Source organism: Streptomyces sp. GDS52, from assembly GCF_052246875.1.
Lineage (GTDB): Bacteria > Actinomycetota > Actinomycetes > Streptomycetales > Streptomycetaceae > Streptomyces > Streptomyces cathayae.
In genome coordinates this window covers 1,772,187-1,790,264 of sequence record NZ_CM125966.1, presented here as the reverse complement: position 1 = coordinate 1,790,264, position 18,078 = coordinate 1,772,187, and the positions used below count along the sequence as shown (strand labels likewise).

Below are 18,078 nucleotides of genomic sequence, written 5' to 3'. Positions count from 1 at the left end.
CCGTATGGCGGAACAGGGCAAGGAACGGGCGCGGCACTGGCAGTACGCCGACCTGCCCGGCGTCGATCTGCTCCGGGCCCGCTACATCCACAAGGCCTTCGTACGGCACACCCACGAGCACTTCGTGATCGCCGCCATCGCCGACGGTGTGGAGGTTTTCCACCACGGCGGCGGCGACCAGTACGCGGGGGCCGGGGCACTGGCGCTGGTGAACCCGGACACCCCGCACACCGGGCGGGCCGGGGTGCCGGAGGGCTGGCGGTACGGCGCGGTGTACCCGTCGCCCGAGGTGGTCGCGGCGATCGCCGCGGAGACCACCACACTGCGCGGCACCCCGGGCTTCGTGCGGCCGGTGCTCGACGATCCGTACACCGTCCGCCTGGTGCACCAGGTACTGCGGGCCACCGACGAGGGCAACGCGCTCGCCGCCGACACCCTGCTGCGGGCGGCCGTGACCCGGCTGCTGAGGCTGAACGGCGGCTCGCTGCCCCGGCGCGAGGTGCGTACGGCCGGCGCCCGGACCGCCGCGCGCGCCCGTGCCCTGCTGGAGGAGCGGATGGCTGCCCCGCCGACACTGGAGCAGCTGGCCGACGAGCTGGGCACCAGCCCGTTCGCGCTGCTGCGGGCCTTCCGGGACACCTACGGAATGCCGCCGCACGCCTGGCTCACCGACGCGCGGGTACGGCGGGCGCGTCGGCTGCTGGACGCCGGGACCGTGCCGTCGGAGGCCGCCGTCGTGGTCGGATTCACCGACCAGCCGCACCTGAACCGGCACTTCGGCCGGATCGTGGGAGTGCCGCCGGGCGCCTACCAGCGCGAGCGCAAGAACGTACAAGACATCCGAAGAGCGCTCCACGTACCGTCCGGGGTGTGGCAACAGAACAGACAACACTCGCGGACGTCCGGGACGGGGACGCCCGGGAAGAAAAACCGGACGGCGCCGTCGTCCGGGACGCCCTGGGCGTGGGGACAGCCGTCGGACTCTCCGGATTCGCCTTCGGGGTGACCTCGGCCGGCAGCGGGCTCACGCTGCTCCAGACGTGTGTGCTCAGCCTTCTCGTGTTCACCGGGGCGTCCCAGTTCGCGCTGGTGGGGGCGCTCGCCGCAGGCGGGAGCCCGTTCACGGCCGCCGCCGGAGCCTTCTTCCTGGGAGTGCGCAACGCCTTCTACGGGCTGCGCCTGTCCCAGTTGCTGGCCCTCCCGCGCGCGGTGCGGCCGTTCGCGGCCCAGTGGGTCATCGACGAGACGGCCGCGGTCTCCCTCGCCCAGCCCACCCGGCGCAGCGCGCGGATCGGTTTCCTGGTGACCGGGCTCAGCCTGTACGTCCTGTGGAACCTCACCACGCTGCTCGGCGCGCTGGGCGCCGAAGCCATCGGGGACACCGGCGCGTGGGGCCTGGACGCGGCCGGCCCCGCGGTCTTCCTGGCCCTGCTCGCGCCGATGCTGCGCACCGGCACCGAACGGATGGTCGCCGGGCTCGCCGTCCTGCTGGGACTCGGCCTGCTGCCGGTCCTGCCCGCCGGCGTACCGGTCCTGGTGGCCGCGCTCGCGGCACCGGCGGTCCTGTGGGCCCAGGGCCGCCGCAGGGGCACACCGCACGACGGTGTACCGCACGACGGCGTATCGAGGGAGGACCGTTGAACATCTGGATCGCGATCGGGGTGACCGTCCTCGGGTGCTACGCCGTCAAGCTGGCCGGGCTGCTGGTCCCCGCCGGTGTCCTCGAACGGCCGCTGGTCAGGCGTCTGGCCGCGCTGCTGCCCGTCGCCCTGCTCGCCGCCCTCACGGCCCAGCAGACCTTCGCCGACGGGCAGACGCTGGTGCTGGACGCGCGGGGGGTGGGTCTCGCCGCCGCCGCCGTGGCGTTGATGCTGCGCGCCCCGTTCCTGGTCGTCGTCGGGGCGGCCGTGGTGGTGACGGCGGGGGTCCGGGCCCTGGGCGGCTGAGACCGGCGCCGGGCCGGCCGACCGGGCGGCCGTACGCCCTGAGCGTGCGCAGCGCGTCGATGGTCACCGCGCCACCGGGGCCGGCGCCCGCTCCACCGGGCCGGCACCGCCCTGTGGAACTCGTGGGCGACCATGTGGAACCCGTGGGCGAACAGACGCCGTTCGAGCGCCCGCGCGGTCAGCCGGACGAAACGCTCCGCGCGGGCGAGCGGACTGTCGGCCGGCGGCCCCGGCTCGGGCCCGCGCTCTCGGGCGGGATACTGAGGGCATGCGGTTGACGGTCTTCTGGGAACGGATGGCGGAGTACTTCGGTACGGGCTACGCCGACACCTTCGCGCGCGATCACGTCATGTCGGAACTCGGCGGGCGCACCGTGCACGAGGCGCTGAGGGCCGGCTGGGACGCCAAGGACGTCTGGCAGGTGGTCTGCGCGGTGATGGACGTGCCGCGGGAAAAGCGCTGATCGTCACAGAGACGGCCACAGGGCGGACGGCTGCCGGTGGCGTGCGCCAAACTTACTCCGTGGCATCCACAGACGAGACCGGGCAGGCGGCCCGGTATTCCTCGGCGCCCGGCGCGCCGCCGCCCCCCGGCCCGCCGGGTCCCGCTGCCCCGCCCGGCGCCCGCATGCCGCGCTGGCTGCCCCGGGCCATGGTGCTCGCGCTCGCGCTGATCGCGCTGTTCCAGCTGGGCAGCTGGGCCTTCCACGAACTCACCGGGCTGCTGATCAACATCCTCATCGCGTTCTTCCTGGCGCTCGCCGTCGAGCCCGCGGTGAGCTGGATGGCCGCGCGGGGGGTGCGCCGAGGGCTGGGGACCTTCCTGGTCTTCCTGGGGGTGATGATCGTGGCGGCGGGCTTCGTCACGCTGCTCGGATCCATGCTCGCAGGACAGATCATCAAGATCGTCGAGGATTTCCCGGAGTACCTCGACTCCGTCATCAACTGGGTCAACACCCACTTCCGCACCGAACTGCGGCGGGTGGACATCCAGGAGGGCCTGCTCCGCTCCGACTGGCTGCGCAACTACGTGCAGAACAGCGCCACCGGTGTCCTGGACGTCTCCGCGCAGGTCCTCGGAGGCCTCTTCCAGCTGCTGACCATCGGGCTGTTCTCGTTCTACTTCGCCGCCGACGGTCCGCGGCTGCGGCGAGCCGTCTGTTCCGTACTGCCGCCCGCGCGCCAGGCCGAGGTGCTGCGCGCGTGGGAGATCGCCGTGAACAAGACCGGCGGCTACCTGTACTCGCGCGGGCTGATGGCGCTGGTCTCCGGCTTGGCCCACTACGTGCTGCTGGAGATACTCGAGGTGCCCTACGCGCCCGTGCTCGCCGTGTGGGTGGGCCTGGTGTCGCAGTTCATCCCCACCATCGGCACGTATCTCGCGGGCGCCCTGCCCATGCTGATCGCCTTCACGGTCGACCCCTGGTACGCACTGTGGGTGCTGATCTTCGTGGTGATCTACCAGCAGTTCGAGAACTACGTGCTGCAGCCCAAGCTGACCGCGCGGACCGTCGACATCCACCCGGCGGTCGCCTTCGGCTCGGTCGTCATGGGCACCGCCCTGCTCGGTGCCGTCGGCGCGCTGATAGCCATCCCCGCGGTCGCCACCCTCCAGGCGTTCCTGGTCGCGTACGTGAAGCGCTACGACGTCACGGACGACCCCCGCGTGCACGGCCACCACCGCTCCGACGGCCGGGAGAGCCTCGCAGCCCGCGCCCGCAGTCTCCGGAGCCGGCGACAGGGTACGACGCCACCCCGCAGCGAGGACACCGGGAACACCGAGGACAGCTGAGCGACGGCGGGGCCGTCGCCGAGGGGTGAACGCCTTGTGCGGGTGCAGCGTGGTGCGCTTGACACCAAAATCGAACATCTATTCTTATGGGTGCGCCGGTGAGGCCCGACGGCGGGTGTTATGGCCCGGTTCGTGCGGGAAAGGGTGCCGGTTGTCCACAGGCCGGAGGTGCACCGGAGCGCGTTGTCAGTGGCAGGCGCTAGCGTCGTCGACGTGAAGCGATCGAACCAAGCAAATCGGGTGGAACCCATGGCAGGAACCGACCGCGAGAAGGCGCTCGACGCCGCGCTCGCGCAGATTGAACGACAATTCGGCAAGGGCGCGGTCATGCGCATGGGTGACCGGACGAACGAGCCCATCGAGGTCATCCCCACCGGGTCGACCGCGCTGGACGTGGCCCTGGGTGTCGGTGGTCTGCCGCGCGGCCGGGTGGTGGAGGTCTACGGTCCGGAGTCCTCCGGCAAGACGACCCTGACCCTGCACGCGGTGGCCAACGCGCAGAAGACCGGCGGCCAGGTCGCCTTCGTGGACGCGGAGCACGCCCTGGACCCCGAGTACGCGAAGAAGCTCGGCGTCGACATCGACAACCTGATCCTGTCCCAGCCGGACAACGGCGAGCAGGCGCTGGAGATCGTGGACATGCTGGTCCGCTCCGGTGCCCTCGACCTCATCGTGATCGACTCCGTGGCGGCGCTGGTGCCGCGCGCGGAGATCGAGGGCGAGATGGGCGACAGCCACGTGGGCCTGCAGGCCCGGCTGATGAGCCAGGCGCTGCGGAAGATCACCAGCGCGCTCAACCAGTCGAAGACCACGGCGATCTTCATCAACCAGCTGCGCGAGAAGATCGGTGTGATGTTCGGCTCGCCGGAGACCACCACCGGTGGCCGGGCGCTGAAGTTCTACGCCTCGGTGCGTCTGGACATCCGCCGGATCGAGACCCTGAAGGACGGTACCGACGCGGTGGGCAACCGCACCCGGGTCAAGGTGGTCAAGAACAAGGTGGCGCCGCCCTTCAAGCAGGCCGAGTTCGACATCCTCTACGGCCAGGGCATCAGCCGCGAGGGCGGTCTGATCGACATGGGGGTGGAGCACGGCTTCGTCCGCAAGGCCGGCGCCTGGTACACCTACGAGGGCGACCAGCTCGGCCAGGGCAAGGAGAACGCCCGCAACTTCCTCAAGGACAACCCCGACCTCGCCGACGAGATCGAGAAGAAGATCCTGAAGAAGCTCGGCATCGGTGTCCAGCCCGAGGAGTCGGCCGCCGAGCAGGGCGCGGACGCCGTCGGCAGCACCGCTCCGGCCGAGGCGACCGCGGGCCCGGCCCCGGCGGCCAAGACCACCAAGTCCAAGGCCGCCGCGGCCAAGAGCTGACCCGTGACGCGACGAACCGACTGGGCCGAGTACGAGTTCGCCGCCTCCGGAGCCTCATGGGGGAGAGGCACCGGTGACGGCGCAGACCCAGCCGCGAGCGTGGACGGGGCGGACGGGGACACCGGCGGTACGGCCGGCGTCCCCGGTGAGGTCCCGGGCGGTGGCCGGCGCCGAGGCGGTGCCGGGTCCCGCCGTGCGGGCGACGCACGGGGGAGCGGCTCGCGTGACGGCGGGCCGCGCGGTGGGCGCGGACGCCGGGCTTTCGGCGAGGCGACCGCGGCGGACGGGGACGTCTCCTCCTCTTCGAGGGCCGAGCGGGAGGAGCCCGAGGGGGACCCGGTCGAGCGGGCGCGGGCCATCTGCCTGCGGCTGCTCACCGGGACCCCCCGCACCCGGAAGCAGCTCGCCGACGCCCTGCGCAAGCGGGAGATCCCGGACGAGGCCGCCGAGGAGGTGCTGTCCCGGTTCGAGGAGGTCGGACTGATCAACGACAGTGCCTTCGCGGACGCCTGGGTGGAGTCCCGGCACCACGGCCGGGGCCTGGCCCGGCGTGCCCTCGCCCGGGAGCTGCGGACCAAGGGCGTCGACGCCACCCTGATCGACGCGGCCGTCTCCCAGCTCGACCCCGAGCAGGAGGAGGCCACCGCGCGCGAACTCGTCGCCCGCAAGCTGCGCTCCACCCGCGGTCTCGACCGCGACAAGCGGATCCGCCGCCTCGCCGGCATGCTCGCCCGCAAGGGCTACCCCGAGGGCCTCGCCCTGCGCGTGGTGCGCCAGGCCCTGGAGGAGGAGGGCGAGAACACCGAATTCCTGGACGACGGGGGCTACTGAGGGTTCCCGCCCGGCGCCCGCACCGGCAGACCTGCCGTGCGCCAGGCCTGGAAACCGCCGATCAGGTCGGTGGCCCGGTGCAGCCCCAGCCGGTGCAGGGACTCCGCGGCCAGACTGGAGGCGTACCCCTCGTCGCAGATCACGACAACGCGCAGATCGTGACCGGTGGCCTCGGGGAGGCGGTGGCTGCCTCGCGGGTCGAGACGCCACTCCAGCTCGTTGCGCTCGACGACGAGGGCGCCGGGGATGAGGCCGTCCCGGTCGCGCAGGGCCGCGTACCGGATGTCGACCAGCAGCGCTTCCCCGTCGCGGGCGGCCTCGTACGCGGGTACCGCCTCGATCCGCGTGTAGCCCGCGCGTACCCGCTCCAGCAGTGCGTCGATCCCGGGGGCACCGGCAGCCCGCTCGGGTGTCCCGCTCACTGCCAGTCCGCCGGGCGCTCGACCTGCTCCAGACGCAGGGTCTGGCCGCTGCGGCTGTAGCGGCGCATCAGGGGCAGGGGCGGGTAGTAGGCGTGGACGGAGACCGCGTGCCGGACGGGGGACTCGTTGAGCACCTCGTGCACGTGATACCGGCCGAAGGCGCGGCCCGCACCGGCCGTCAGCCGGCGTTCCCGGTCCACGCCGGCGTTCAGTTCCAGCGTCTTCCAGCCGTCGGTGGGCAGCCGCACCGCGAGCGAGTTCTCCCGCAGCTCCCCCGCCGCGGTCATGAAGGCACCGAGGGATTTTCCGTGGTCGTGCCAGCCGGTGCCCGTGCCGGGCGGCCAGCCGATCAACCAGGCCTCACTGCCGCCGGGTCCGTCGAGCCGTACCCAGGTGCGGCCCTCCGGATCGAACGGAAGCGAGGCGACCAGCTCGGCGTCGGCGGCGACGTGCCGTACGAAGTCGAGGAGTTCTGCCTGGGAAGGGCCGGGAGCAGAGGGAGAGCCCGCAGAGGGGGAGCCCGCAGGGGACGAGGGGAGAACAGGGGAGGCAGACACGTGCACCGTCCTGAAGAAAGGTTCGCGGAGCGCGCACGGCAGCGGCGTGGAAGCGGCGAGCGGCGCGCGGGAAAGGGAGAACGCGAGTTCAGCAGGACGGGCGACACACGCAGCCCGCGTAGCGGACGAGGTCCATATGGACCCTCCGCCACAGGCGCACACAGGTGTCGGTCACGGACCGGAGTACACCACGACGACGCACACGGGATCAACTCGCCGTCACCATGCGGGCCCACCCGGGAGCATGCGGAGACGGATCGTCCGGGCCCGGCGCCTCAGCGCGATCCGGCTCCGGCCGCCGTCCGGGCCTCCGTCCCCGCTGTTTCCGCCGTTCCCGCCGTCTCTGCTGTTCCCGCCGTTTCCGCGTCCGCCGGTCCGCCGAGCACCGTTTCGGCCGCCGCGTACAGGTCCGCCGGACGGACCCCACCGAGCGCCGTGACCAGGTGACCGTCGGGACGTACCAGCAGCACGGTGTGGGCCGCCGCCCCCGGGTAGCTCTCCGCGACCAGCAGCTCGGCCGGATGCGGCAGCGCCGCCACGGCCGCCGCCAGCCGGGGCATGATCCCGGCGGACACCCAGTGCCTGCGCTCCCACACCCCGGTACCCGGTGCGATCAGCACCACCAGCAGCGCACCCCGGCCGAGCCGGTCCCGCAGCCGGACGAAGGTGCCGTCCTCCGCTGTGACCCGCACATCGGTGACCGGCGCCCCGAGGGGCGTGTCGACGGGGACCGCGCCCTCGAGGTTCCGGGGCGCGAGGGGTGATCCGGGGTGCCCGCCCGGCGCTCCCAGTGGCCCCTGCCCCAGGTGGCCGTCCACCAGGAGCGCGTCATGACCGCGGCCGGAACCGGGCACGTAGGAACGCAGCCCTCCACCGCCCCGCAGCAGCGGCAGCGCCTGATCGGCGGCGCGCAGCCGGGCGGAGACGATCGCGCGCCGCTCGGCCTGATAGCTGTCGAGCAGCGCTTCGTGGTGGCCGTGGTGCCAGGCCAGAGCCAGCTTCCAGGCGAGGTTGTCGGCGTCGCGAAGCCCTTCGTCCAGCCCGTGCGTGCCCAGCGAGCCGAGCAGATGCGCGGCGTCCCCGGCGAGGAACACACGGTCCGCCCGCCAGCGCCGGGCGAGCCGGTGGTGGACGGTGTGGACCCCGGTGTCGAGCAGTTCGTACGGGGGAGTCGGGCCGCCGGCCCAGCCGGCGAGGGTCTCCCGGATCCGGGTCAGCAGCAGCTCGGGGGTGACCAGGTCCTTGCCCGGCGGCAGCAGCCAGTCCAGACGCCACACGCTGTCCGGCAGCGGACGCGCGGTGACCTCCCCGGCGAAGGGGCCGGAGGCGCGCCACGGCGGCATCCGGTGCAGCAACGCTTCGCCGGGCCGGGGAAGTTCCGTACGCAGTGCGGCCACGGCGTGACGTTCCACCGCCGTGCGCCCGGGGAAGCGGATGTCCTGGAGCTTGCGCACGGTGGAGCGGGGGCCGTCGCAGCCGACCAGGTAACTGCCGCGCCACCACGTGCTCCTGGGACCGCGGGTGTGCGCGGTGACACCGGAGGGCTCCTGTTCCAGGGAGTCCAGACGGCTGTCCACGGCGACCTCGACGAGCCGTTCACGGGTGAGGGCCGCGCGCAGGGCGCCGGTGAGGACGTGCTGGGCGATGTGCAGGGGTGCGGGAGCGGTGGCGTCGAACACGACCTCGTGTGTCACCTGCTTGCGCCGCATCGACCGCCATCCGGCCCAACGGGAGCCGGCCCGGGCCAGTGGCGCACCGGTCAGCCGCTCCAGCAGCGCCGTGGTGTCCTCGCGCAGCACCACCGACCGGGCAGGACGCGGTTCGTCCTTGCCCGGACCCTCGTCGAGGACCACGCACGGCACCTCCTGACGCGCCAGCGCCAGGGCGAGCGTGAGCCCGACGGGCCCCGCTCCGACGATGATCACCGGGTCCACGGCGCGGCGCTCCCTGCTCGAAGTGACGTCCCGGGGGACAGGAAGGAACAGGACGGTGGAGCAGGGTGCGCGATCACAGAACGTATGCAACCTACTGCCGGTGCTTGCGTCAAGTGACGGGCGCGAGCGGCGATCATGAAACCGGTCCGGTTCCGCCACACCACTTGACTGCTCGTCACACAGGCCCGGCCCGTACCGGGATGATTTTCGCGCGCCGACGGTGCCGTCCCGCACTCCGACATGGCTGTGGCCCGCCGGAAGGGCGGGCCACAGCCATGTCGGTACAGCAGGGTGTGCGTCAGGCGGTGCCGCCCGTGCCGGTCTTCTGCGCGCCACCGACCTCGCCTGCGTTGAGGTCGTCGACGTCGTCGGCGCCGAGAACCGCGCCCGTGCTGCGCTTGCTGCGGCGCAGCCGTGCCTCGAGCCAGGAGGCGAAGGAGGTGAGGGCGAAGTTGAGCGCGATGAAGAGCACGGACACCACCGTGAGGCTGGCGATGACGTTGGCGCCGTAGTAGCCGCTCATCGTGTTGGCCGCGGCGAGCAGCTCGGGGAAGGTGAGGACGGCGCCGCCGAGGGCGGTGTCCTTCACGATGACGACGAGCTGGCTGACGATGGCCGGGAGCATCGCGGTGACCGCCTGCGGCAGCAGGACCAGCCGCATCGCCTGGTTCTTGCGCAGGCCGATCGCCATCGCTCCCTCGGCCTGGCCCTTGGGCAGGGACAGGATGCCGGCGCGCACGATCTCCGCGAGGACGGAGGCGTTGTACAGCACCAGACCCGTGACGACCGCGTACAGCGGACGGTCGTCGGAGCTGACGCTGGTGTACTCGGCGAACAGGGCGAGACCGAAGATCATCAGGACCAGGACGGGGATGGCCCGGAAGAACTCGACCACGATCCCGGCCGGGACGCGGATCCAGGCATGGTCCGACAGCCGGGCGATGCCGAAGAGGGCACCGAGCGGCAGCGCGATGATCACCGACAGCGCGGCGGCCTTCAGAGTGTTCTGCAGACCCGGCCAGATGTACGTGGACCACGGTTCGCCGCTGGTGAAGAACGGCTTCCACAGGAACCATTCCAGCTGGCCCTTGTCGTTGAGGGTGCTGAGCACCCACCACAGCAGGGCGGCGAAGGCAGCCAGGAAGACCACCGTGAAAACGATGTTCCGCCGCTTGGCGCGAGGTCCCTGGGCGTCGTACAGGATGGAACTCATCGCTTCACCGCCACCTTCTTGCCCACCCAGCCGAAGAACAGGCCGGTCGGCAGCGTCAGAATCACGAAACCGACGGCGATGACCGCGGAGATCAGCAGCAGCTGCGCCTCGTTCTCGATCATCTCCTTCATCAGCAGGGCCGCCTCGGCAACACCGATGGCGGCGGCCACCGTGGTGTTCTTGATGAGCGCGATGAGCACGTTCGCCAGCGGGCCGACGGACGAGCGGAACGCCTGCGGCAGCACCACCTGGCCCAGGACCTGGTTGAAGCTGAGGCCGAGCGCGCGGGCGGCTTCGGCCTGGCCGACCGGCACCGTGTTGATGCCGGAGCGCAACGCCTCGCACACGAAAGCCGAGGTGTAGAGGATCAGGCCGAGGACGGCGAGCCGGAAGTTGATCGTCTCGAAGTCGTCCGCGCCGAGATTGATGCCCAGCGTCTGGCTCAGACCCAGCGACGTGAACAGGATGATGACGGTCAGCGGGATGTTCCGCACGATGTTCACGTACGCGGTCCCGAAACCGCGCATCAGCGGCACCGGGCCGACGCGCATGGCGGCCAGCAGGGTGCCCCAGACCAGGGAGCCGACGGCGGAGAGCACAGCGAGCTGCACCGTCGTCCAGAAGGCCCCCAGCAGGTCGTAATCTTCAAGAAAGTCGAACACGATCTCCCGCGCTTCCGCGTGTAGGTGTGCCGCCCCGGCGCGCCGCCCCGCACTTCGGGACGGCGCGCTCTGTCAGGCGAGGCCTCAGCTCTTGATGTCGCCGATCTTCGGCGCGGGCTCGTTGTTGTAGTTGGCGGGACCGAAGTTCGCGTCCACGGCCTTCTCCCAGGAGCCGTCGGCGACCATGGCCTCGAGCGCGTCGTTGATCTTGGCCTTGAGGTCGCTGCCCTTCTTGACGCCGATGCCGTAGTTCTCGTTGGTCATCTTGAAGCCGGCCAGCTTGAACTTGCCCTTGAACTGATCCTGGGCGGCGTAACCGGCGAGGATCGAGTCGTCGGTGGTCAGCGCGTCGACGGCACCGTTCTGGAGGCCGGGCAGGCAGGCCGAGTACGTCGGGTACGGCTGCAGCTGGGCCTTGGGCGCCAGCTTGTCCTTGACGTTCTGCGCCGAGGTGGAGCCGGTGACCGAGCACAGCTTCGCGCTGTTCAGGTCCTCCGGCGACTTGATCTTGTCGTCGTCGGCGCGGATCAGCACGTCCTGGTGGGCGAGCAGGTACGGGCCGGCGAAGTCGACCTTCTCCTCGCGTTCCGGGGTGATCGAGTAGGTGGCGGCGATGAACTCGACGTCACCACGCTGCAGCATGGTCTCGCGGTCGGCGCTCTTCGACTCCTTCCACTCGATCTGCTTCTCGTCGTAGCCGAGCTTCTTGGCGACGTACGTGGCGACGTCCACGTCGAAGCCCGCGTAGCCCTGCGGGGTCTTCTGGCCGAGGCCGGGCTGGTCGTACTTGATGCCGATCTTGATCTTGTCGCCGCCGCCCCCGGAGGAGGACGAATCGCTGTCCTTGTCACCGCCGCCCCCGCAGGCGGTGGCGGTCAGGGCGAGGGCGAACACGGCGGCCGAGGCGGCGGTGGCCTTGCGAAGCTTCATGGTGCACTTCCTTTTGACTGGTGAAGTGATGCGGACCGGTTCATCCGGTGACGCAAGTCGTCAGGGCGCGAGGGCGCCGTCAGTGGTGCAGGATCTTCGACAGGAAGTCCTTGGCACGGTCGCTGCGCGGATTGCTGAAGAACTGGTCCGGCGAAGCGGCTTCGACGATGCGGCCGTCCGCCATGAACACCACACGGTTGGCGGCGGACCGGGCGAATCCCATCTCGTGGGTCACGACGATCATGGTCATGCCGTCGCGGGCGAGCTGCTGCATGACCTCCAGAACCTCGTTGATCATCTCCGGGTCGAGAGCCGACGTCGGCTCGTCGAAGAGCATGACCTTGGGCTCCATCGCCAGAGCCCGCGCGATGGCGACACGCTGCTGCTGGCCGCCGGAGAGCTGCGCGGGGTACTTCTCGGCCTGCGCGCCCACGCCGACCCGGTCGAGCAGGGTACGGGCCCGCTCCTCGGCCTGCTTCTTGTCCTTCTTGCGCACCTTGACCTGGCCCAGCGTCACGTTCTCGAGCACCGTCTTGTGCGCGAAGAGGTTGAAGGACTGGAAGACCATGCCCACGTCGGCCCGCAGCCGCGCCAGCTCCTTGCCCTCGTGGGGCAGGGCCTTCCCGTCGATCGTGATCGAACCGGTGTCGATCGTCTCCAGGCGGTTGATGGTGCGGCACAGGGTGGACTTTCCGGACCCGGAGGGCCCGATGACCACGACGACTTCGCCGCGGGCGACCGTCAGGTCGATGTCCTGGAGTACGTGCAACGCGCCGAAGTGCTTGTTGACGCTCTTCAGGACGACCAGCTCGTCGGTCGCGACCACATCTTCCTTGGCCGCCGATACTTCGGTCATCGCTCTCGGGCTCCGTCCTCCTCGGTTTGGCAGGACAGTAGTGATCCCTCAGATCCACGTCATCACATCTGAGGGGAATCTGAGCATCACGATCCGGTAGCAATCGGATACATGTCGTAGCACTTGTGAGCAGGGCTCATCTCGGCCGGGTAACGGTACCGAAGCGCAACCGGAACCCTCTTGACGCCGTCCTCGTTCATCGGCGTCACTGCAAGGTGCGCGCGTGCTCAGACGTTTTCGTGCTCAGACGTTTTCGTGCACAGGCAGACCGTACGGCCGATGAACCGAAGGGGGACCGGATGAGACTGCTGCTCGTCGAGGACGACAACCACGTCGCCGCCGCCCTGTCGGCGATCCTGGCGAGGCACGGGTTCGACGTCACCCACGCGCGCAGCGGCGAGGAAGCACTCCAGGCGCTCGTCCCCGAGCCCGACGGCTTCGGCGTCGTCCTCCTCGATCTGGGCCTGCCCGACCAGGACGGCTACGAGGTCTGCGGCAAGATCCGCAAACGCACCGGCACTCCGGTGATCATGGTCACCGCCCGCGCCGACGTGCGCTCCCGCATCCACGGACTCAACCTCGGCGCCGACGACTACGTGGTCAAGCCGTACGACACGGGCGAACTGCTCGCCCGGATCCACGCCGTCAGCCGGCGCACCGTCCAGGAGGACGCCGGCGCCGCCGGCGAGGCCGAGCTGCGTCTCGGCCCCGTGCACATCGAGCTGCCGACCCGGCGGGTCAGCGTGAACGGTTCGGTCGTCCAGCTGACCCGCAAGGAGTTCGATCTGCTGGCCCTGCTCGCCCAGCGACCCGGGGTCGTCTTCCGCCGCGAGCAGATCATCAGCGAGGTGTGGCGCACCAGCTGGGAGGGGACGGGGCGCACTCTGGAAGTGCATGTCGCCTCCCTGCGCGCCAAGTTGCGCCTGCCGGCCCTCATCGAGACGGTACGCGGAGTCGGCTACCGGCTCGTCGAGCCCGCGGCATAGCGTGGCCGGGTGCACACACGTCTGCTGCCGCTGCTCATCGTCCTGATGGCGGCCGTACTGCTCGCGCTCGGGGTTCCGCTCGCCGTCAGTCTGGCGGGCGCGCAGCAGCAACAGGTCGTCGTCGACCGGATCGACGACACGGCGCGCTTCGCGGCCCTCGCCCAGTTCGTCACCGAGCCGGTCGACCCCGTGACCGGCGACATCGACGAGCGCCGGGAGACCCTCAGCAGCGAGCTCCGCAGCTACCACGAGGTGTACGGCATCCGGGCCGGTGTCTTCTACCGCAACGGCGTCCCGATGGCGCACGCGCCGGACGACTGGTTCCTGCCCCGGACGGGCGAGGTGCGCGACGCCTTCCGGGAGGCGCTGCTCAGCCGCCGCAGCCATGACCCCGAGCAGGTGTGGCCCTGGGAGCGGCGCAGACTGGTGGTGGCCTCACCGGTCATCCGGGACGGCGACGTCGTCGCGGTCGTCGTCACCGACTCTCCCACCGGGCAGATGCGCTCACGCATCCTCCAGGGCTGGCTGGTCATCGCCGTGGGTGAGGGGGCGGCGATGCTGCTGGCCGTCGGCGCGGCCCTGCGGCTGACCGGCTGGGTGCTCAAGCCCGTACGGGTCCTGGACGCCACCACCCACGACATCGCCACCGGGCGGCTGAAGTCCAGGGTCGCGGTGGCCGGCGGACCGCCGGAACTCCGGCGGCTCGCCCGGTCGTTCAACGAGATGGCGGACAACGTCGAGGGCGTGCTGGAACAGCAGCGCGCCTTCGTCGCCGACGCCTCGCACCAGTTGCGCAACCCGCTCTCGGCGCTGCTGCTGCGCATCGAACTCCTCGCCCTGGAGCTGCCCGAGGGCAACGAGGAGATCGCCTCGGTCCAGGCCGAGGGCAGGCGGCTGGCGCACGTCCTGGACGACCTGCTCGACCTGGCGCTGGCCGAGCACAGTGAGGCCCAGCTCCAGGTCACCGACATCGGTGCCCTGGCCGCCGAGCGGGTGGCGGCGTGGTCGCCCACCGCCGCGGCCAAGGGGGTCCTGCTGGCCGGGGACTGCCCGCCGACCACGGCGTGGGCCGACCCGGTCGCCCTGTCCAGCGCGCTGGACGCGGTCATCGACAACGCGGTGAAGTTCACGCCGGAGGGCGAGAACGTCGAGGTGGCCGTCTCCTCCAACGGTGACACCTCCACCGTCGTCGTCACCGACCACGGTCCCGGACTGAACGGTGAGGAGCTGACCCGCGTCGGGGACCGCTTCTGGCGCAGCGGACGGCACCAGAACGTCAAGGGCTCGGGCCTCGGCCTGTCCATCGCCCGGGCCCTGCTCACGGCGGGCGGCGGCTCGATCGCGTACGACCGCCACGAGCCGCACGGGCTGACGGTGACGGTGACGGTGCCGCGGAGCGCCCCTGCGGGGGCGACCACCGGTCAGGGCTTGACGGACCGGTAGTACCGGCGTGCGCCGTCGTGCAGCCGGAGCGGATCGGTGTAGATGGCGGTGCGCACGTCGACCAACTGGGCGGAGTGGACGCGTTTCCCGATGCGGTCCCGGCTCTTGAGCACGATCCGGGTCAGCCATTCGGTGAGCCGCGGGTCCGTGTCCGCCCGTGTGATCAGCAGATTGGACACGGCCATCGTCGGGACGGGCGCATCGTGCTGGCTGCCGGTGTAGGCCGACTCCGGCATGTTGGTGGCCCGGTAGTGGCGCGTGGCACCGCTCTGCCGATGGAGCTGGGCGACCAGGTCGGCCGTGATCGGCACGAACCGCAGACCGGAGTCCTCGGACAGCGTCTGCAGGCCGTCCGTGGGCAGCCCGCCCGACCAGAAGAACGCGTCCAGCCCTCGCCCGAGCCGTCCAGGGCCGGTGTCTATACCGTCCGCGGAGGGTCTGATGTCCTGCTCCGGATCGATGCCCGCCGCCCTGAGCACCTGGTTCGCGATGAGCCGCACGCCCGACTTGGGCGGCCCGATGGCGACCCTCTTCCCCCGCAGATCGGCGACGGAACGGATGTCGGAACCGGGCGGGACCACGAGCTGCACGTAGTCGTCGTAGAGACGGGCGACTCCGCGCAGCCGGTCGGCACCGTGCCGGTCGCTCAGCCTGTACGCCTCCACCGCGTCGGCCGCCGTGATCGCGAAGTCGGCCTCTCCGGTCGCCACCCGGCGCACGTTCTCCTGCGACCCGTCGCTCGTCAGCAGCCGCACCTCGAGGTCCGGCATGTTCCTGCTGAGCGAGGTGCGCAGCAGCTCACCGTATTTCTGGTACACCCCCGCGCGTGTCCCCGTACTCAGGGTGACCGTCCCACGGGGCGGCTCCTCGCTCCAGGGGGCCAGCCACCACAGCAGCAGTCCGAGCGCCACGAAGCCGGCGACCGCGCCCCGCAGGACCCGGCGCCTGCCGATACGGGACAGCGCGTTGGACATGGGCGCGATCCTGCCAGCCCGTACGCCCCGCTGACCAGGGCAGAGCGCACATACCCGGCGAGAAGGCGGGCAGCGCGACGGACCGGACGACGCAGCCGGGACCGCCGGGACTGTCGGGGGCGGCCGCTAAAGTCACGGCATGAGCGCTTCGCCCGCCGATCTGGTCCGTGAGTTCCACCGCGCCTTCGGGCTGGAGGCGCGCGGGACACCGACCGAGGTCTCCCCGGAACTCGCCGCCCACCGCGGCGAACTGCTCGCCGAGGAGGCCGCCGAGGTCGCGGAGGTGGCGGTGCACGGCCCGCTCGACCGGCTCGCGCACGAACTGGCCGATGTCGTCTACGTCGCCTACGGCACGGCACTCGTCCACGGCATCGACCTCGACGCGGTGATCGCCGAGATCCACCGTTCCAACATGACCAAGCGCGGCCCCGACGGCCGGATCAGCCGCCGCTTCGACGGCAAGGTCCTCAAGGGGGACCACTACGAGGCCCCGGACGTGTCCCGGGTGCTGCGCCGGCAGGGATGGACGCCGGCCGCGGAGGCCTGAGCCGGGGCCCGGACGGGGCCCGGCTCCGCCGTCCCGGCGTGTCGTGGCGAGCGCATACCCTGTAGGGCATGAGCAGCATCGACCGGAGCCAGTCAGTGGGCGGCACGCGCACCTACGAAGTCCGCACCTACGGGTGCCAGATGAACGTCCACGACTCCGAGCGATTGTCCGGGCTGCTGGAGGACGCGGGCTACGTCCGCGCCCCCGAGGGCGCCGACGGCGACGCTGACGTAATCGTCTTCAACACCTGCGCCGTGCGGGAGAACGCCGACAACAAGCTCTACGGCAACCTCGGCCACCTCGCCCCGAAGAAGGCGCAGCGCCCCGGCATGCAGATCGCGGTCGGCGGCTGCCTCGCGCAGAAGGACCGCGACACCATCGTGAAGCGGGCCCCCTGGGTGGACGTCGTCTTCGGCACGCACAACATCGGCAAGCTGCCGGTCCTCCTGGAGCGCGCCCGCGTCCAGGAGGAGGCGCAGGTCGAGATCGCCGAGTCGCTGGAGGCCTTCCCGTCCACGCTGCCGACCCGCCGCGAGAGCGCCTACGCGGCCTGGGTGTCCATCTCCGTCGGCTGCAACAACACCTGCACCTTCTGCATCGTCCCGGCGCTGCGCGGCAAGGAGAAGGACCGGCGTCCCGGCGACATCCTCGCCGAGGTCGAGGCCCTGGTCGCGGAGGGCGTCTCGGAGATCACCCTGCTCGGCCAGAACGTCAACGCGTACGGCTCCGACATCGGCGACCGGGAGGCGTTCAGCAAGCTGCTGAGGGCCTGCGGGGGCATCGACGGCCTGGAGCGTGTCCGCTTCACCTCTCCGCACCCGCGCGACTTCACCGACGACGTCATCGCCGCCATGGCCGAGACGCCCAATGTGATGCCGCAGCTCCACATGCCGCTCCAGTCCGGCTCGGACACGGTGCTGAAGGCGATGCGCCGTTCGTACCGGCAGGAGCGCTACCTCGGCATCATCGAGAAGGTCCGCGCCGCCATCCCGCACGCGGCGATCAGCACCGACATCATCGTGGGCTTCCCCGGGGAGACCGAGGAGGACTTCGAGCAGACCCTGCAGGTGGTGCGCGAGGCCCGCTTCGCGCAGGCCTTCACCTTCCAGTACTCCAAGCGGCCGGGCACCCCGGCCGCCGAGATGGACGGCCAGATCCCCAAGAAGGTCGTCCAGGAGCGCTACGAGCGGCTCGTCGCCCTCCAGGAGGAGATCTCCTGGGAGGAGAACAAGAAGCAGGTCGGCCGGACCCTGGAACTGATGGTGGCCGAAGGGGAGGGCCGCAAGGACGACACCACCCACCGCCTGTCCGGCCGCGCCCGGGACAGCCGTCTGGTGCACTTCACCAAGCCGGAGCAGGAGGTCCGCCCCGGCGACGTCGTGACCGTCGAGATCACGTACGCGGCCCCCCACCACCTTCTCGCCGAGGGCCCCACCCTGGACGTGCGCCGCACGCGCGCCGGTGACGCCTGGGAGAAGCGGAACGCGGAGAAGGCGGCCCGGCCGGCGGGCGTGATGCTGGGCCTGCCGAAGATCGGTGCGCCCGAACCCCAGCCGGTCGCGGCGAGCGGCTGCGGCTGCGACTGACGGCGACCGGCCGGGGGCTCGCGGGCGGC

20 protein-coding genes are annotated in these 18,078 nt (G+C 71.0%); 11 read left to right on the top strand and 9 right to left on the bottom strand.

Annotation, left to right across the window (positions count from 1 at the left end):
• Nucleotides 1–4 precede the first annotated feature (4 nt).
• From ACTWJ9_RS08070 to recX, 7 genes are all read left to right on the top strand, one after another.
• Nucleotides 5–1,006 carry an AraC family transcriptional regulator gene (locus ACTWJ9_RS08070; RefSeq protein WP_279333462.1) on the top strand — a complete coding sequence of 334 codons (1,002 nt, stop codon included), beginning with the start codon at nt 5–7 and terminating at the stop codon, nt 1,004–1,006.
• Nucleotides 958–1,641: an AzlC family ABC transporter permease gene (locus ACTWJ9_RS08065; protein WP_279337904.1), complete on the top strand. Its 684-nt coding sequence runs from the start codon at nt 958–960 to the stop codon at nt 1,639–1,641. The genes ACTWJ9_RS08070 and ACTWJ9_RS08065 overlap by 49 nt, the downstream gene beginning before the upstream one ends.
• Entirely contained in the window at nt 1,638–1,946 is a 309-nt protein-coding gene (locus ACTWJ9_RS08060; RefSeq protein ID WP_279333461.1) for an AzlD domain-containing protein, read from the top strand. Before ACTWJ9_RS08065 ends, ACTWJ9_RS08060 begins: the two co-directional genes overlap by 4 nt.
• Before the next feature lie 268 nt (nt 1,947–2,214).
• Nucleotides 2,215–2,409 (top strand): DUF3046 domain-containing protein, encoded by a 195-nt coding sequence (locus tag ACTWJ9_RS08055; RefSeq protein ID WP_109380094.1) that lies wholly within the window; start codon nt 2,215–2,217, stop codon nt 2,407–2,409.
• Between the two features lie 59 nt (nt 2,410–2,468).
• Nucleotides 2,469–3,737, top strand: coding sequence for an AI-2E family transporter (locus ACTWJ9_RS08050; protein ID WP_279333460.1), 1,269 nt, complete (start codon nt 2,469–2,471; stop codon nt 3,735–3,737).
• Nucleotides 3,738–3,986: 249 nt separating this feature from the next.
• Nucleotides 3,987–5,108, top strand: a complete 1,122-nt coding sequence (gene recA / locus ACTWJ9_RS08045; protein WP_279333459.1) for a recombinase RecA — start codon at nt 3,987–3,989, stop codon at nt 5,106–5,108.
• Nucleotides 5,109–5,111: 3 nt separating this feature from the next.
• A complete protein-coding gene (gene recX / locus ACTWJ9_RS08040) occupies nt 5,112–5,939 on the top strand; it encodes a recombination regulator RecX (protein ID WP_279333458.1) in 828 nt (275 codons plus the stop codon).
• Here recX and ACTWJ9_RS08035 read toward each other — a convergent pair.
• The 8 genes from ACTWJ9_RS08035 to ACTWJ9_RS08000 all read right to left on the bottom strand — a co-directional run bounded on the left by ACTWJ9_RS08035 (nt 5,933) and on the right by ACTWJ9_RS08000 (nt 12,513).
• Complete coding sequence (locus ACTWJ9_RS08035; protein WP_279333457.1) at nt 5,933–6,361, bottom strand: rhodanese-like domain-containing protein; 429 nt, start codon at nt 6,359–6,361, stop codon at nt 5,933–5,935. The two genes, recX and ACTWJ9_RS08035, sit on opposite strands and share 7 nt — an antisense overlap.
• Nucleotides 6,358–6,918, bottom strand: a complete 561-nt coding sequence (locus tag ACTWJ9_RS08030) for a cysteine dioxygenase (protein WP_443295504.1) — start codon at nt 6,916–6,918, stop codon at nt 6,358–6,360. Before ACTWJ9_RS08030 ends, ACTWJ9_RS08035 begins: the two co-directional genes overlap by 4 nt.
• 88 nt (nt 6,919–7,006) lie before the next feature.
• The gene (locus ACTWJ9_RS08025) at nt 7,007–7,054 is read right to left on the bottom strand and encodes a hypothetical protein (protein WP_309506048.1); all 48 of its coding nucleotides are present in this window, start codon (nt 7,052–7,054) and stop codon (nt 7,007–7,009) included.
• A gap of 139 nt (nt 7,055–7,193) precedes the next feature.
• A complete protein-coding gene (locus tag ACTWJ9_RS08020; RefSeq protein ID WP_279333455.1) occupies nt 7,194–8,852 on the bottom strand; it encodes an FAD-dependent monooxygenase in 1,659 nt (552 codons plus the stop codon).
• Between the two features lie 298 nt (nt 8,853–9,150).
• Complete coding sequence (locus tag ACTWJ9_RS08015; protein WP_279333454.1) at nt 9,151–10,065, bottom strand: amino acid ABC transporter permease; 915 nt, start codon at nt 10,063–10,065, stop codon at nt 9,151–9,153.
• On the bottom strand, nt 10,062–10,727 hold the full coding sequence (locus ACTWJ9_RS08010) for an amino acid ABC transporter permease (protein WP_279333453.1): 666 nt from the start codon (nt 10,725–10,727) through the stop codon (nt 10,062–10,064). The genes ACTWJ9_RS08015 and ACTWJ9_RS08010 overlap by 4 nt, the downstream gene beginning before the upstream one ends.
• Before the next feature lie 84 nt (nt 10,728–10,811).
• Nucleotides 10,812–11,657, bottom strand: coding sequence for a glutamate ABC transporter substrate-binding protein (locus tag ACTWJ9_RS08005; protein ID WP_279333452.1), 846 nt, complete (start codon nt 11,655–11,657; stop codon nt 10,812–10,814).
• A gap of 79 nt (nt 11,658–11,736) precedes the next feature.
• Complete coding sequence (locus tag ACTWJ9_RS08000) at nt 11,737–12,513, bottom strand: amino acid ABC transporter ATP-binding protein (RefSeq protein WP_279333451.1); 777 nt, start codon at nt 12,511–12,513, stop codon at nt 11,737–11,739.
• Between the two features lie 299 nt (nt 12,514–12,812).
• Between ACTWJ9_RS08000 and ACTWJ9_RS07995 the strand changes: the two genes are divergently transcribed.
• Nucleotides 12,813–13,499: a response regulator transcription factor gene (locus ACTWJ9_RS07995; RefSeq protein WP_279333450.1), complete on the top strand. Its 687-nt coding sequence runs from the start codon at nt 12,813–12,815 to the stop codon at nt 13,497–13,499.
• Between the two features lie 9 nt (nt 13,500–13,508).
• Nucleotides 13,509–14,942 (top strand): sensor histidine kinase, encoded by a 1,434-nt coding sequence (locus ACTWJ9_RS07990; RefSeq protein ID WP_279333449.1) that lies wholly within the window; start codon nt 13,509–13,511, stop codon nt 14,940–14,942.
• Here the strand turns inward: ACTWJ9_RS07990 and ACTWJ9_RS07985 are convergent.
• Nucleotides 14,921–15,916, bottom strand: coding sequence for a TAXI family TRAP transporter solute-binding subunit (locus tag ACTWJ9_RS07985; RefSeq protein WP_279333448.1), 996 nt, complete (start codon nt 15,914–15,916; stop codon nt 14,921–14,923). The two genes, ACTWJ9_RS07990 and ACTWJ9_RS07985, sit on opposite strands and share 22 nt — an antisense overlap.
• 139 nt (nt 15,917–16,055) lie before the next feature.
• On the opposite strand from ACTWJ9_RS07985, the gene ACTWJ9_RS07980 reads away from it, so the two are divergent.
• Together ACTWJ9_RS07980 and miaB are read left to right on the top strand one after the other, a co-directional pair.
• A complete protein-coding gene (locus tag ACTWJ9_RS07980) occupies nt 16,056–16,463 on the top strand; it encodes a MazG nucleotide pyrophosphohydrolase domain-containing protein (RefSeq protein WP_279333447.1) in 408 nt (135 codons plus the stop codon).
• Nucleotides 16,464–16,531: 68 nt separating this feature from the next.
• Complete coding sequence (gene miaB, locus ACTWJ9_RS07975; protein WP_279333446.1) at nt 16,532–18,049, top strand: tRNA (N6-isopentenyl adenosine(37)-C2)-methylthiotransferase MiaB; 1,518 nt, start codon at nt 16,532–16,534, stop codon at nt 18,047–18,049.
• The last annotated feature ends 29 nt before the right edge of the window (nt 18,050–18,078 follow it).

Coding starts and splice junctions, on each gene's coding strand:
- ACTWJ9_RS08070 (WP_279333462.1), top strand. CDS start 5: ATGGCGGAACAGGGCAAGGAACGGGCGCGGCACTGGCAGTACGCCGAC.
- ACTWJ9_RS08055 (WP_109380094.1), top strand. CDS start 2,215: ATGCGGTTGACGGTCTTCTGGGAACGGATGGCGGAGTACTTCGGTACG.
- recA (WP_279333459.1), top strand. CDS start 3,987: ATGGCAGGAACCGACCGCGAGAAGGCGCTCGACGCCGCGCTCGCGCAG.
- ACTWJ9_RS08015 (WP_279333454.1), bottom strand. CDS start 10,065: ATGAGTTCCATCCTGTACGACGCCCAGGGACCTCGCGCCAAGCGGCGG.
- ACTWJ9_RS08005 (WP_279333452.1), bottom strand. CDS start 11,657: ATGAAGCTTCGCAAGGCCACCGCCGCCTCGGCCGCCGTGTTCGCCCTC.
- ACTWJ9_RS08000 (WP_279333451.1), bottom strand. CDS start 12,513: ATGACCGAAGTATCGGCGGCCAAGGAAGATGTGGTCGCGACCGACGAG.
- ACTWJ9_RS07995 (WP_279333450.1), top strand. CDS start 12,813: ATGAGACTGCTGCTCGTCGAGGACGACAACCACGTCGCCGCCGCCCTG.
- ACTWJ9_RS07985 (WP_279333448.1), bottom strand. CDS start 15,916: ATGTCCAACGCGCTGTCCCGTATCGGCAGGCGCCGGGTCCTGCGGGGC.
- ACTWJ9_RS07980 (WP_279333447.1), top strand. CDS start 16,056: ATGAGCGCTTCGCCCGCCGATCTGGTCCGTGAGTTCCACCGCGCCTTC.
- miaB (WP_279333446.1), top strand. CDS start 16,532: ATGAGCAGCATCGACCGGAGCCAGTCAGTGGGCGGCACGCGCACCTAC.